General features: G+C 69.4%; 7 protein-coding genes. 4 read left to right on the plus strand and 3 right to left on the minus strand.

Annotated elements, in window-relative coordinates; genetic code table 11:
• Window positions 1–138: 138 nt before the first annotated feature.
• Genes SD37_RS20855 through SD37_RS20865 form a run of 3 tightly spaced genes read left to right on the plus strand, consistent with a single transcriptional unit; the run spans window position 139 to window position 4,059 of the window.
• The gene (locus SD37_RS20855; RefSeq protein WP_083255026.1) at window positions 139–2,712 is read left to right on the plus strand and encodes an FtsX-like permease family protein; all 2,574 of its coding nucleotides are present in this window, start codon (window positions 139–141) and stop codon (window positions 2,710–2,712) included.
• Entirely contained in the window at window positions 2,705–3,397 is a 693-nt protein-coding gene (locus tag SD37_RS20860; protein WP_044856569.1) for an ABC transporter ATP-binding protein, read from the plus strand. The genes SD37_RS20855 and SD37_RS20860 overlap by 8 nt, the downstream gene beginning before the upstream one ends.
• Window positions 3,394–4,059 carry an ABC transporter ATP-binding protein gene (locus SD37_RS20865; RefSeq protein WP_065912905.1) on the plus strand — a complete coding sequence of 222 codons (666 nt, stop codon included), beginning with the start codon at window positions 3,394–3,396 and terminating at the stop codon, window positions 4,057–4,059. Before SD37_RS20860 ends, SD37_RS20865 begins: the two co-directional genes overlap by 4 nt.
• Before the next feature lie 93 nt (window positions 4,060–4,152).
• Here SD37_RS20865 and SD37_RS20870 read toward each other — a convergent pair whose 3' ends face one another.
• Window positions 4,153–5,796, minus strand: a complete 1,644-nt coding sequence (locus SD37_RS20870) for a tannase/feruloyl esterase family alpha/beta hydrolase (RefSeq protein WP_044856571.1) — start codon at window positions 5,794–5,796, stop codon at window positions 4,153–4,155.
• 227 nt (window positions 5,797–6,023) lie between these two features.
• On the opposite strand from SD37_RS20870, the gene SD37_RS20875 reads away from it, so the two are divergent.
• Complete coding sequence (locus tag SD37_RS20875; protein ID WP_044856572.1) at window positions 6,024–10,316, plus strand: GH92 family glycosyl hydrolase; 4,293 nt, start codon at window positions 6,024–6,026, stop codon at window positions 10,314–10,316.
• Window positions 10,317–10,416: 100 nt separating this feature from the next.
• On the opposite strand, the gene SD37_RS20880 is transcribed toward SD37_RS20875, so the two are convergent.
• Both SD37_RS20880 and SD37_RS20885 read right to left on the minus strand, forming a co-directional pair.
• Entirely contained in the window at window positions 10,417–11,823 is a 1,407-nt protein-coding gene (locus SD37_RS20880) for an MFS transporter (protein ID WP_044856622.1), read from the minus strand.
• Window positions 11,824–11,989: 166 nt separating this feature from the next.
• Window positions 11,990–14,782 (minus strand): M36 family metallopeptidase, encoded by a 2,793-nt coding sequence (locus tag SD37_RS20885; RefSeq protein WP_044856573.1) that lies wholly within the window; start codon window positions 14,780–14,782, stop codon window positions 11,990–11,992.
• Window positions 14,783–14,854 lie beyond the last annotated feature (72 nt).

Consider the following 14,854-nt stretch of genomic DNA (forward strand, 5'->3'; position numbering starts at 1 on the left):
TGAGTCACCACAATGGACCAAGCCTTACTTCACGTCGGCAACAAACGGTGATTTCTTTCTGTCGCCGAACCGCCCTGACCGGTAGCGTGCGTATCCATGCGGGTGAGGTGGGGGGCTCCCGGCGGGCCCAGGGTGACAATGCCATGGCGAGCGGCTCCGCGGGCGGCGTTGACCAGTCCGCTGACTCTGATCATCGCCGCGGTCACCGCGTTACTGGCTTGTTTCCTGGGCACCGCCGCCGTGTTGCAGGCCTCCGCGGCGGGCGGCGCGGCCGTCACGTACCAGTCCGGGATCGCCTGCCCGGACAGCTACGGCCCGGTCTTCAGCAAGGGGAACGTTCCCGTCGGTGCCGCTCCCGAAGTGATCGCCGCCGTCCAGCGGCATGCCCCGGCACACGGTTTCGGCGCTCCGGTCACTTCGCGCTATACGCATCTGATCCGCGGCACCGAATTCAACGGTGATCCGAATTACAAGGTCACCCTGGGTTATCGGGACCGGGCCGGATTGGACCACCTGGATCTGGCGGGCGGATCGCGTGACCCGGGGCTGTGGCTCGGTACCGTCGTCGCCGGCGCGCAGGGGATCGGCGTCGGCACCACGCCGAAGTTCCAGGGCGCCGCGCTTCCCCCGGTGACCGGGCTGTACCGCGACCTGCCCGATCCGGCGCCGCGCTGGTGGTGCTCCCAGCAGCGGAACGCCGTGGTCGACCGTCTCGCCAACGACCCCGTCGACTCGGTCATGTTCGCCACCGACGCCAAGACCTTCGACGATGCCGTCCGCACCGTGGGCCTGCCCGTGATCAAGACGCTGTACCTGTCGTTCTACGAGACGCCGCCGAAGACGCTCAGCGAAGCCGAAGACCTGCTCGAACGGTCCAAGGCGCTGATCGCCGACGTGCAGGCGGATCTCGGTGCCCGCGGTCTGGGCGACGCGATCGTCGGCTCGCTGCCGTTCGAGCGGTCCGTGGTCATCAGCAATCAGGCCGAGTCGAACGTCCTCGTCTCGATCCTGCCGCTCGCGGCGATCAGCGTCCTGGTCGGCTGCGCCGGGATCGGCACCGTCGCGCTGCAATGGCATCAGCGTCGTCACGCGCAGCTCAGGCTTCTCTCGGCCCGGGGCAGCGGACCGGTGGCGCTGGGCCTGCTCGCGGTCGCCGAACTCGGGTTGCCGATCGTCGTCGGTGGGGTGGCGGGGGCGGTGCTCGCGTGGCTGCTCCTCGGCGTTTACGGACCACCAGGCGAACCGGACGGTGGCGCGCAGCTGGTGGGCTCGCTCGTCGCGACGGTGATCCTGCTCGCCTCGCTCGCGCTGCTGGCCGGTGTGATCGCCGTCCGCACGCACCGGGAGTTCGAACTGGGCCGGGTCCGGTCCGGACGCCGCAAGGGAGTCAGGCTCCTGGCGATCTTCCCGTGGGAACTGCTTACCGCCGGGATGGCGCTGCTCGGCTGGGACCGGCTCGTCGACTACGGCAACGGGTCCCGGATCGGCAACCCGCTCCCCCAGGTCGACCCGCTCGCCCTCACCTACCCGGTGTTCGTCGTGCTCACCGTCGGCCTCCTGGCCGCCCGCCTGGCGTGGCTCGCGCTGCACGCCTCGCATCGCGCGCGGCTGTGGTCGCGGCCCGCGTTGCAACTGGCGATCCGGCGGCTCGCCAGCGCCCGTGCGCCGGTCACCGGCGTACTCGTGATCGGGACGCTGGCCATCGGCACGCTGGCGACCGGGATCGGTATCGCCCGCGGGCAGGAGGAGGCGCTGCACACCAAGTCGGCGATCTTCGTCGGCGCGGAAACCCGGGTGGACACCGAAAGCGTCATCGGTACCGGCAAGACCCCCCTGCCGCCGGAGATCAGCGGAACCAGCACGGTGGTCGGCGAATTGACCGGCACGGGCAGTGTGGTGCTGATCGTGGATCCGCGGACGTTCCGGCAGGGTGCGGCACTCGGTCCGCTCTCCAGTGACGAGGTCGACAGGCTCCTTGGCCTGCTGTCGGCTCCGGGCACCGGGGTCGCGGCGATCCGGATCGGCGAAGGCGCCGCCCGGAATCCGGCCCTTCCGGCCGGGCTCGGCGACGCCAGGACGGTCGGCGAGCTGCCGATGTTCCCCATCATCGGCACCAAGGCCGGGTACGTGATCTCGCGGGAATCGCTCAGCGCGGCGCAGTTGAGCGCCGTGCCCAAGTGGAGCCTGCTGTCCGGTTCGCCGGTGGCGCGGTTGACCGAGGCGCTGACCGCCGCCGGGATCACGCAGCCCAACCGCATCACGCGCGAGTCCGCGCTCGACGCCCTCCCGTTCTACGTCGTCTCGTGGACGTTCTCGTTCATGGCCTTGCTCGGCGCCGTACTCGGGGTGGTGGCGGTCCTGTCGTTGCTGGTCGCGGTCGAAGTCCGCCGGCGCCAGAACGCCCTCGCCGGGGCGCTGGTGCTGCGGATGGGGATGCGGCCGCGTGCCCTGCTGGCGAGTCATCTGATGGAACTGGGCGCGCTCAGCGGGCTCGCCGTGGTCATCGGCGTCGCGTGCGGTGTCTCGGTCGCGGGTCTTTCGGTGCCACGTTTCGATCCCGCGACGTTCCTCGCGCCGCGGTCGGCGCTGCCCAACCCGACCCCGTTCGCCCTGACCGTGCTGGCCGTCGGTGTGCTCGTGGTGGCGCTGGCCGGCTGGATCGCGATGCGCTCGGTGCGCACCGCCCGGACCGCGGAGCTGATCCGTGCCTGAGAAACCGATCTTCCGGCTGAGCGGGATCGGCGTCGACTACCAGACGCCGGCGGGCACCGTCACCGGTGTCGACGACGTCACCATCGACATCCCCGCGCGCGGCATCACCGTGCTGGCGGGACCGTCCGGCTCGGGGAAGTCCACGCTGCTGCGGACACTCGGCCTGTTCGAGCAGCCCGCACGGGGCACGATCTCCTTCCAGGGAACCGAAACCGGCAAGCTGCGCCACCGTGACCGGCGGGTGCTGCGGCGGGATCACCTGGGCCTGGTGTTCCAGAACCCGACCGACAACCTGCTGGCGTATCTGAGCGTCGCCGACAATCTCCGCGCGGCCGCGGAATCGGCCGGGACGGAATGCCTGCCGGACGACATCCTCGAACAGCTGGGACTGGGCGGGACCGGCGGCTGGCGGATCTCGGCGCTGTCGGGCGGGCAGCAGCAGCGGCTAGCGTTCGGCTGCACGCTGGCCAGGCGGTCGACCGTCGTCCTCGCCGACGAGCCGACGTCCCAGCTGGACGAAGGGTCGGCGGATCTGGTGCTCGACACGCTGAAATACCTGGCGGATCAGGATTTCGCCGTCATCGTCGCCTCGCACGACGACCGGCTCATCGAACTCGGCAGCCGGGTCGCGCGGATGCACAAGGGCAACCTGGTGGACGTCGAAGAACGGGAGGTCGTGCCATGACGGCGGAACCCGCCCTCGAGGCCGTCGGGTTGCGCCGCCGGTTCCCCCATCCCAGCGGGGACGTCGAAGTCCTGCGCGGACTCGAACTGAGCGTGGCCCCTGGCGAGCTGATCACCGTCTCCGGCCGGTCGGGTTCCGGCAAAAGCGCGCTGCTGGCCCTGCTGTGCGGCTTCGACTCGCCCGATTCCGGCAGTGTCCTGCTGGACGGCGTTCCGATAGCGGGCGCGCCGCCATGGCACACCTGCGCCGTCCTGCCCCAGGCGCTCGGCCTCGCCAACGAACTGACCATCGCGGAGAACGTGGCGCTGCCGCTGCGGCTCCGGTCCGACATCCCCAAGCCCAGTGCGAAGGCCATCCACACGAGGGTTTCGGAGCTGCTGGAGGAACTCGGGATCGGTGATCTCGGCGACCGCTATCCGCTCGAAGTCTCGTTCGGGCAGCAGCAGCGGGTGGCGCTCGCCAGGGCGGTGAGCGGGCGGCCGCGGGTTCTGCTGCCCGACGAGCCGACGGCGCACCTGGACGCGGGAAGCACCCCGCGGGTGCTCCGGCTGCTGCGGCGCTGCGCCGAGGAGGGCGCGGCGGTCATCGTGGCGACGCACGACGACGACGTGCACGCCATCGCGGATCGGCGGGTGCGCCTGCTGGACGGTGTCCTCTCGTAGCGGCGCTCCGGTCCCGTAAGTGTCATGAGGGGTCCCCATAGGACAAATTTCGTCCTATGGGGACCCCTCATGACACAAGCGCGACCCAGCACCTCAGGGAGCGACCGGACCCGCCTTGCCGTAGAGATCGTTCCCCGCCCAGTTCACGACGTCGTGCGAAGGCCGCGACGGCGGGACAGGCACGAAGTTCGCCGCGTCGTCGACGCTTCCGGTGCCGTCGTACTTGGCCTGCAGCGGGTACGGGAACACCGGCCGGGTGCGGAAGACCTTGCCGTCGGCGCCGCGACCGGTGGCGATCGTCCGGTCCGGAGCCGCGCCGCGCTCGACCCAGGAGACCAGTTCCTTCAGCGGGTCGTACTCGGTCAGCTTGTCGCCGGTCGCGCAGTGGTAGAGGCCGGGCACCATGAACAGCCGCGCCCAATTACTCGTAGCGGCGAGACCGCCGTTGGCACGCGCGAGACGCTGGTAGTAGTCGACGCTCCCGGCCGCCGGGATCGCCTGATCCGCCCAGCCGTGCCAGATCACGAGTTTCCCGCCGGAACGCCGGAATTCGCCGAGATCCGGCGACATCGCGTTGGAGCGGACGCCTTCCGGGGTCAGCCGGTCGAATTCGCGGGCGGTGAAGGCGAATTTCTCGACCGACGAATGCGGCGTCCCGATCGGGTAGGCCATGTACTTCAGGTAGTTGTCGGCGAGTGCCTGCGCGACGGGGACGCCGCCGAACTCCGGTGCCGGGATGATCCAGCCGTACCAGGAGAGTTCGGAGCCGACCGTCTGGCCGCCGGGGTACAGCTTGCGGCCGTGTTCGTCGGTCGGCGGCGCGTAGATCTTCTTCGTCGCCTCGACCTGGGCCGGAGTGAGGCAGCCTGCGTTGTCGGTGCCCGGCGGGCAGGCGATCGCGGCCGGGTCGAAGCGGCAGGTCCGCGGGTCGTCGATGGCGCCGTCGGTGAGTCCGTCAGACCTGTCGCAAGAGGACACCGCGGCGGTGTGCAGCGCCGGGAGCTTGTCGGCGGTCAGGATCGGCTTGCCGTCGGCGCCGGTGTTCACCCTGGCCAGCCAGGTCTGGTAGACGCCGAGCAGCGGGCCCCAGTACCCGGCGGGTGCGCCGGCGACGATGCCGTCGAAGTCGTGCGGGTAGCGCTGCGCCAGCAGCAGTGCTTCGCGGCCGCCGTCGGAGCAGCCGCTGAAGTAGGCCTTCTTCGGCGGGGCGCCGTAGAAGGCCGCGATCACGCGTTTGGACGCCTTCGAGACCACGTGCGGCGCGCGGAACGCGAAGTCGTCGCGGGCGGCCTGGTCGTTCTCGGCCCACTTGCCGTCATCGAACACCGACGGGGTCTTGCCGACGTGACCGTCGTCGGTGGCCGCGACCGCGACGTCGCCACCGTGCGGAAGGCCGCAGTCGGCGAACGGCGGGGTGTTGACCATGCCGCAGAAGCCGCCGCAGCCGAACTGCAGATAGCGGCCCGCGTAGGTCTTGGTCGGCAGCCGCAGCTGGAACCGCACCGCCGGTTCGACATGGCCGCGGACGTCGCAGTTCTCCGGTTCGGTGGCCGTCGCCGGTACCACGGTCGCGGTCTCGACGTGCGTGACCGCGCCGGGGAGATCGTAGGTCCGCACCAGATCGGCGCAGGTGCGCACCGGGCGGAACGTCGTTTCGCCGGCGGTGGCCGCCGGAGCTGTGAGTATCGAGCCTGCCGTGATGAGCGCTGCCACGCCGAGCATGGACAACCGCCGCATTTCCCCACCCCAGTTTCCCGGATCGGCTTCAGTTGCCCATTCACCCTGGCCCGGCCCCGGCGGGTTGTCCACCAGGTTTCGCCGACATCGGAGGTTGTCCAGTTCGGGTCAGGTTTGTCCGGGTGTCTTGACATCGATGTCACACCCGAGTTTTTCTCTCTGGGCGCCACCGGTCCCCCACCTGTGCGGCGCCCCGCATGCCCCCGCGAGAAAGCATTGGTGCAACGATGCCCCGAAGCGTCAGACCTTGGGTCTGCAGCCTTCTGAGTGCCACGGTCGTGGCGTCCGGGCTGGTGGCCCTGCCCGCCACCGCCGCGGCCGAGGAGATCCCACCGGACTTCTACTCCTCCTTCGAACCGGGTGAACCGCAGCCGACGTGGAGCGACACCGTCGACGTCGATCCGTCGGGCAAGCCGAAGGCGTTCGGCGTCGACGGCGCGAACGCCACCACCATCCCCGGTGACATCCGCGGCAAGGTGACCGAAACGTCGGCCAACAGCGAGAACACCCCGAACGAAGGCGTGTCGAACCTGGTGGACGGTTCGACCGACACCAAGTGGCTGGCCTGGACCCCGACCGGCTGGGCGCAGATCACGCTGTCGGAGCCGACGTCGATCACGCGGTACGCGCTGTCCTCGGCGAACGACTTCGACAACCGCAACCCGCAGGACTGGACGCTTCAGGGTTCCGCCGACGGAAAGTCCTGGACCGATCTGGACAAGCAGACCGGACAGAAGTTCAGCGAGCCGTTCCAGACGAAGGAGTACCGCCTCGCGGCCGCGAGTGCCGCGTACAGGTACTTCCGGCTCGACGTCACCAAGAACAACGGCGGCCCGATCATGCAGCTTTCGGAGCTGCTGCTGGCCAACGACGACCCGGCACCCCCGGCGCTGCCGAACATGCGCAGCTTCGCCGACAGCGGCCCGGGCAGCGGGTACACCAGCAAGAACCGGGTCGGCTTCACCGGCCTGCGCGCGTTCCGTTACTCCGGCAGCCACAAGGCGCAGGGGCACGGCTGGTCCTACAACAAGATCTTCGACGTCGACATCCCGGTGGCGGCGACCTCGGAGCTGTCGTACAAGGTGCAGCCGGAGTTCATCCGCGGCGACCTGAAGTACCCGAGCACGAACGTCGCGGTGGACCTGGCGTTCACTGACGGCACGTACCTGAGCCAGCTCGGCGCCGTCGACCAGTACGGCTTCGGGCTTTCGCCGCAGGGTCAGGGCGCGAGCAAGGTGCTCTACACCAACCAGTGGAACCTGGTGCGCTCGCAGATCGGCGTGGTCGCGAAGGGCAAGACGATCGACAGGATCCTCGTCGGCTACGACAACGCCGACGGGCCGGGTTCGCTGCAGGGCTGGCTGGACGACATCAAGGTCTCGGCGACCCCGACGCCGCCGGCGAGCCTGCGCCCGTCCGACAACGTGCTGACCACGCGCGGTTCGCTGTCGAACGGATCGTTCTCGCGGGGCAACAACATGCCCGCGACCGCGGTGCCGCACGGGTTCAACTTCTGGATCCCCACGACCGACGCGGGCACGTTGAGCTGGATGTACTCCTACCACTCGCGCAACAACGAGCAGAACCTCCCGGCGCTGCAGGCGTTCTCCGCGAGCCACGCGCCGAGCCCGTGGATGGCCGACCGGCAGACGTTCCAGTTCCTGCCCTCGACCGCGACCGGGGTGCCGAATCCCGACCGTGAGGCGCGGAAGCTGCCGTTCAAGCACTCGAACGAGACGGCGCGGGCGCACTACTACGGCGTCGACTTCGAGAACGGGATCAAGGCGGAGGTCGCGCCGACCGATCACGCGGCGCTGTACCGGTTCAAGTTCCCCGGTGCGGATTCGAACCTGATCTTCGACAACGTCAACAACAACGGCGGGCTCACCCTCGACCCGGCGGGCCGGTCCATCACCGGGTACAGCGATGTCCGCAGTGGACTGTCGGCGGGCGCGTCGCGGATGTTCGTCTACGCCACCTTCGACAAGCCGGTGACCGCCGGTTCGAAGCTGTCGACGGGTTCCGGTGACCAGAAGCGGGACAACGTCCTCGGCTATCTGCGGTTCGACGCGGGTGCCGACAAGACGGTGAACATGCGGATCGCGACGTCGCTGATCAGCGTCGAGCAGGCGAAGAAGAACCTGGAGCAGGAAGTCGCCCCGAACGCGACCCTCGAGTCGGTGAGCGACGCCGCGCAGAAGGCGTGGGACGAGAAGCTCAAGATCATCGAGGTCGAAGGCGCGTCGAAGGATCAGCTGATCACGCTGTACTCCAACCTGTACCGGCTCTTCCTCTACCCGAACTCGGGTTTCGAGAACGTCGGCACGGTCGAGAAACCGGTGAAGAAGTACGCGAGCCCGGTGTCGCCGAAGACCGGCCAGGACACCCCGACCCAGACCGGCGCGAAACTGGTCGACGGCGAGTTCTACGTCAACAACGGGTTCTGGGACACCTATCGCACGGTGTGGTCGGCGTATTCGCTGCTCAGCCCGGACACCACCGGGAAGCTGGTCGACGGTTTCGTCCAGCAGTACCGTGACGGCGGCTGGATCTCGCGCTGGTCCTCCCCCGGTTACGCGGACCTGATGACCGGCACGAGTTCGGACGCCGCGTTCGCGGACGCTTATCTCAAGGGCGTCAAGGGATTCGACGTCCAGTCGGCGTACGACTCCGCCATCAAGAACGCCACGGTGACCCCGCCCAACGGCGCGGTCGGCCGGAAGGGCATCGACGAGGGCACGTTCCTCGGGTACGCGCCGAACACCGCGGATCACGGGTTCTCGTGGGCGATCGAGGGCTACGTCAACGACAACGCGATCGCCAACATGTCGAAGAAGCTCTACGACGAGGCTCCGGCCAACGACCCGCGCAAACAGGAGTACCTGGACAACTACGGGTACTTCACCGAGCGGGCCACGCAGTACGTGAACGTGTTCGACCCGAGTGTGGGCTTCTTCCAGGGCCGTGACGCGGCGGGCAAGTTCACCCGGGGCAAGGAGCAGTTCGACCCGGAGGTCTGGGGTATCGACTACACCGAGACCAACGCGTACGGCATGCGGTTCTCCGTTCCGCAGGACGGACAGGGCCTGGCGAACCTCTACGGCGGCAAGGCGGGGCTGGCGTCCAAATTGGACGAATTCTTCGCCAAGCCCGAGCAGGGGCTCAAGTTCGGCACGTATCCCGGGGTCATCCACGAGATGACCGAGGCGCGGGACGTCCGGATGGGGATGTACGCGCATTCCAACCAGGCCGCGCACCACACGCTCTACATGTACGACTACGCGGGTCAGCCGTCGAAGACGCAGGCGAAGGTCCGCGAGGCGCTGTCCCGGCTGTACGTCGGCAGTGAGCTGGGCCAGGGCTACGGCGGTGACGAGGACAACGGCGAGCAGTCGGCGTGGTGGCTGTTCGGCATGCTGGGCTTCTACCCGCTGCAGGTCGGCAGCTCGGACTACGCGATCGGCTCGCCGCTGTTCACCAAGGCGACCGTGAACCTGCCCGGCGGCAAGAAGATCGTGGTCAACGCGCCGAAGAACAGCGCGAAGAACGTCTACGTGCAGGGCCTGAAGGTGAACGGCAAGGCGCAGACCTCGACGTCGCTGGCGCATGCGGCGATCGCGAACGGTGGCACGCTCGACTTCGACATGGGCCCGAACCCCTCGTCGTGGGGTACCGGCCCGGACGACGCGCCGAAGTCGATCACCAAGGGCGAGGCGGTGCCGACGCCGGTGCACGACCTGACCAAGCCGGTCTCCGGTGCGGACGCGGCGTTCTTCGACAACACGTCGCGGACCGAGGCGAAGGTCACGGCGCCGATCCAGTACCAGGTGCCTTCGACGAAGGAGGCGGGTTCCTACTACACGCTGACTTCCGGGAAGGGCGCGGGCGACGCGAAGAGCTGGGTGCTGAAGGGTTCCTATGACGGGAAGACGTGGGCGGTCGCGGATCAGCGGGCCGACCAGAAGTTCGCGTGGCGGCAGCAGACGAGGGCGTTCAAGATCGCGAACCCCGCGCACTACGCGTACTACCGGCTCGAGGTCACCGCGACCACGGGCGGGGAGGCGTCGCTGTCGGAGTTCGAGGTCCTGGGCAAGCCCGACGCGGCGTGCACGCAGACCGTCACCGGCGAGCGCAAGGGCCCGCTGACCGTCCAGAGCGGGGTGACCTGTGTGGACGGTGCGACGGTGTCCGGTCCGGTGTCGGTGGCGCCGGGCGCGAGCCTGATCGTGCGCGGCGGGTCGATCTCCGGTCCGCTGACCGCGAACGGTGCGGCGCAGATCGTGCTGGACCGGACGAAGGTGGGCGGTCCGGTGGCGATCACCGGGGCGACCGGGCCGGTGTCGATCGAGCTGACCGAGATCGGCGGGCCGGTGGCGTTGACGGGCAACAAGGGGCCGGTGCTGACCTCCAGCACGATCGGCGGACCTCTGGCGTGCGCGGCCAACTCCCCCGCTCCGACGGACTACGACCTGCAGAACACCGTCCGCGGCCCGGCCGCCGGGCAGTGCGCGAAGCTGTAGTCCCCCGGTAGAGCTGAAGGGCCCTTTCCCCGCATCGCATGCGGGGAAAGGGCCCTTCAGCGCATGTGATGCGGGGAAAGCGTCCTTCAGCCCCTGCCCGCTATTCGGGACGGCGGCCGCGGCGGATGCCGACTCCGACCAGCGCGGCGGACAACAACGTGAGGGCGAGCCCGGCGTAGGTGATCGCCTCCTGGAAGTCGGCCGACTCCCGCGCGGCCGTCAGCGCGCCGGGGTACACCAGCGCCAGGATCGTGCCGCTCAGCGCGAGGCCGATTCCGGTGGCGACTTCGCCGGCGGTGTCGGCGAGCGCGGCCCCGATGGTGGTCCGGTTCGAAGGCAGTCCCCGCATGACATTGGTGCCGGCGACGACGCCGACCACGCGCATACCCGCCGCGACGAGGGCGAGCGCGACGGCGATCCAGACGTAGCCGAGCCTGCCGAACGCGGTGTAGACGGCGAGTCCGCACACGACGGCGGCGGCGCCGAGCCAGGCGGCCTTGGTGAACCCGGCGCGGGTGATCAGCGGGGTGATGAGGGCGCCGCCGGCGATGAGGACGACGACCTGGGGCAGCATCCCGAGCGCTGCTCGCGCGGGCGCCCAGCCGAGGCCGAACTGGAGGTGCAGCGTCACGAGGTAGCTCAGCCCGGCGGTCGCCGATCCGGCCGCGGCCTTCAGCGCCAGCCCGCTGGACACGAGCGGTTCGGCGAGGAGTTTCAGGTCGATCAGGGGATTCCGCGCCGTCTTTTCGCGGAGGACGAAGCAGGTTCCGGCGACGAGCGCGGCCGCGGTGGTGACCCAGGGCAGGGCCGAGGCGATGCCCGCTTCGACGAACTGCGTGGGGGCGAGAAGCGTCAGGACGATCGTCGCGGTTCCCAGGAGGGCGCCCGCGACGTCGATCCGGTCGCGGTGCAGGTCGGCGGGGTCGTCGGCGGGGATGCCCGCTCGGATGCCGAGGAACGCCAACGTCGCGACCGGCACGTTGATCAGCAGCAGCGCTTGCCACGGCGCGAAGCCGAGCACGAGTCCGCCGGCGGTGGGGCCGACGGCGAGGCCGACCAGGCCCACGGTCGAGATCAGGGTGGTCGCGCGTACGCGGAGGCCGTCCTCGTCGAACAGGCGGAACGCGAGCGCGAGCGATCCGGGTGTCGTCATCGCGGCGGCGACCCCCATGAGGGCCCGGACGGCGATGAGCTGCCACGCGGCGGTGACGGCCATCGTGGCGAGGCTGGCGATGCCGAGCAGCACGAGTCCGGTGAGCATGACCTTGCGCCTGCCCAGCCTGTCGGCCACCGCTCCGGCGGCGGGCATCAGCCCGCCGAACACGACGGAATACACGCCGGTCACCCATTGCAGGGTGGTCGTCGAGGCGGAGAGTTCGCGGCCGATGGTCGGCAACGCGACGGTGAGGATCGAGTTGTCGAGCATCTCGAACAGGAACACGGCCGAGAGCCCGGTCAGGGCAGGCCACGCCTCGGTCAGGGATCGGGGATGAACATGGGTACGCAACGGCACAACTCCTTCGCGAAGAAGGAGTGACGGTTCATGCGAGACCGTGTGTGCGCGTGCTGTCCGGAGAGCACGTTTCTACCCCGATACCCGCGATCTTAGGCCACTCGTGAGTGGTAATGACGGTTAGAACCGTCACTACCACTCACGAGGCACCTGCGTCACGTCACGCGGGCGCTCCCCGCACCGCGAGGTTCCGTACGTCCAGGTACAGGCATCCGGCCGTGGTGGGCTGCGGCGAGCAGGCCTTGTCCGGGTAGAACGCCAGCTGGTTGGACGAAACGGTCAGCCGCACGAACAGCACCCCGGTCGCGCTGCCCGGGGCGAGCTGGAGCGCGGTGAGCTTGTTCAGGTCGGCGGGCTTGAAGTCGCCGCTGCCCGCCTTGACCCAGTTCGTGCCGTCCACCGAGGTTTCGACGGTGACGTCCTTGGCCGCGGCGGGCGGGTCGTCGCCGCAGGTGTTGGACGGGTCGATCTCGATGGCGCTGACGTTGACCGCCTTGCCGAGCTTGATCGTGACGAACCGCGTCTCGATCGTGCCGTCGGGCCGGACGGTCTTGTCGGTCGACCAGCCGCCACCGCCGAGTACGGACGACTTCGTCAGGTCGCCGGGCCCGCAGCCGTACTGGGTGAAGTCCTCACCGTTGAACGCGGTCACGCCGGCACCGGCGCCGCTGGAGGCCCAGTTGAGCCGCAGCGCCCAGTCGACCTTGGTGGTACCGGAGCGCACCGAGACCGCGCGGATCTCGGGGTCCGCGGCGCCGCCGGAGGCGTAGACCTTCGGATACGTGCCGGGTAGCACCGAGGGGATGGTGTAGGCGCCGGTGGCGTCGGTGACCGCGGACAGCGAGCCGCCGAAACCGGAGTCGTGGCCGCCGAACCGGATGGCGACACCGGCGATCGGGGTGCCGTCGTCGCGGTTGGTGACCTTGCCGGTCACGGTCCCGGTCGGGGTTCCCGCGGGCGGCGGCGTGGAGAAGTCCTCCGCCGGCGCGGTGTCGGCGCCGGTGATCGACGCGGCGAAGTAGCCCATGCCGCGGGCGGCGAAGGCCTTCCACAGCTTGGCGTGCGCGCGGCCGCCGTTGATCACCGTGTCGGCCTGCAGGATCGCGTTCCGCATATCCAGGAACGACGGCGACGCGGGGGAAAGCTCCATCGCGCGGGTGACCAGTGCCCGCGTCAGCTGCACGCCGAGTGCCGAGCGGACGTCCCACAGGGTGCTCGCCCAGATCTCGCCGTCGGCGTGGACCTCCGGGGCGCCGATGATCCGACCGAGGTCGCCGTAGGTGTAGCCGCCGGGACCCGCGCCGGGGGTGCCGGGGCATTGCGGCGCGCCCGCGCCGACCGGGCAGTCCAGCGGCTGGGTGCGGGCGAGGGGTTTGCCGTTGCTGACGTAGTCGCCGCCGAGGAGTTCACCGGGGGCCGGGGTGTCCTTGACCGCGTTCCGGCCGGCGAGGTAGTCGAAGGCGTACCAGTCGCTCCAGGCCTCGCCCATCGCGCCGGACTGCAGGGTGTTCAGGGTGGAGTTTCCCTGTGCGTCGACGACGAGCCGGTTGGACAGGCCGTGGGTGTACTCGTGGTGGATGATCGTGGCGTCGTCCGCGGAGTTCGCCGCGAGGAACGGGTCACCCGGGTCCCTGGGGTCGTGGAACAGGAACATCCCCATGGTCGGGGCCTGCCCGTCGGGCGGGGTGCCCATGAACGCGTTGTCGTAGTAGCCCGGTTCCTGCGCGCCGAGCAGGGTGTGGACCTGAACGGCGTCGCCGTCGACCTTCTCGAAGTTGCCCGCCGCGCGGGTGAACCCGATCGGGAACGAGGCCAGGTGGTCGTGGAAGCTGCCGACGTAGGCCAGTGCCTGGACGGCGTTCTGTTCGCGGTTCTTCGCCCACGATCCGGGGGTCTTGGGGTCCCACGAACACGGCCTGCTCACCGAGCACGGCGGGCCGACGACGGCGTTGAAGTCGGTGAACCGGTAGCGGAAGGTGCCGTCGGTGTTGGGCCCGACCTCTTCTTGCGGCTGGAACTGCAGGTCGCCGTTGACGTCGGCGGCGACGTGCGCGACGTTGCCGTCGAGGGTCTTGGCGTCGGCGGGCAGCCAGCCCCGCTGGGTCAGGTTCACCTGCTTCTGCGGGCCGGGGCTTGCCTCCCAGGCGAGGCCCTTGGCGCCGTCGGCGTCATTGGCGTGGTTCACCAGGTTCTTGCGGTACAGCAGCGCGCCGGTCGCGGCGTCGGTCACCTCCTGGAACATCTTGCCGACGGAGGGTTTGGCCAGCGTGTACCAGGCTGGCCGGATCCCGTCCGCGGTGAGGAAGCCGACCTGCTTGGCGTCCGGGCCGGGTGCCGCCAGGGTGGCCGCGCCCAGTGAGGCGGGGAGGCCACGCACGGGCGAGCCGTCCAGCTGGATCAGCCTGCCGTCCTTGGTGACGTGCGCCTTCAGCCCGTTGCCGAACACCGGGATCCCGCCGACGTCCTGGGTGAACGACAGATGGTGCGTGCCTTCGACGTCGACGTAGTCCTTGCGGAGGTTCAGTTTCGCGGTGTCGTCCGCGCTGAGGCCGACGAGTCCTTCCCGTTCGCGCAGGTAGTCCAGCACGATGTCGCGCGGCGGTTTCCCGCTCGGTCCGGTGAGGAACCCGTCGGTGCGGGCGAGGACGCGGGGGGTGCCGGTCAGCTCGTCGAAGTCAAGCAGGGCCTGGTTCCCCAGTTCCGCACGGGCCTTCGCGACCGAGTTCGCCCGTGACGCCGCGAGCCGGGATCGAGCGCCGAGGACGCGCGGGCTGGTTCTCGCCGTGTCACGGACATCGACGTCCTTTCCGGACCTGTCCGGTACGGACGGTGTGGACTGGGCGGCGCCAGACGCCGGTGCCGCACCGGCTTCGGGCGCCGTGATCAGCGCTAACAGGGTGATCGCGGTCGCGGCGCACAACGAGGCACGCGAACGCGACGAACGTGACGTCACTCCAGACCCCTCTCTTGGTGGTGACGTGGACGTTCCCTTCGTACCGATACGATCATGGTGGGCGTCAGCGCC

The organism is Amycolatopsis orientalis (assembly GCF_000943515.2).
Classification (GTDB): Bacteria; Actinomycetota; Actinomycetes; order Mycobacteriales; family Pseudonocardiaceae; genus Amycolatopsis; species Amycolatopsis orientalis.

Coding starts and splice junctions, on each gene's coding strand:
- SD37_RS20865 (WP_065912905.1), top strand. CDS start 3,394: ATGACGGCGGAACCCGCCCTCGAGGCCGTCGGGTTGCGCCGCCGGTTC.
- SD37_RS20870 (WP_044856571.1), bottom strand. CDS start 5,796: ATGCGGCGGTTGTCCATGCTCGGCGTGGCAGCGCTCATCACGGCAGGC.
- SD37_RS20875 (WP_044856572.1), top strand. CDS start 6,024: ATGCCCCGAAGCGTCAGACCTTGGGTCTGCAGCCTTCTGAGTGCCACG.
- SD37_RS20855 (WP_083255026.1), top strand. CDS start 139: ATGCCATGGCGAGCGGCTCCGCGGGCGGCGTTGACCAGTCCGCTGACT.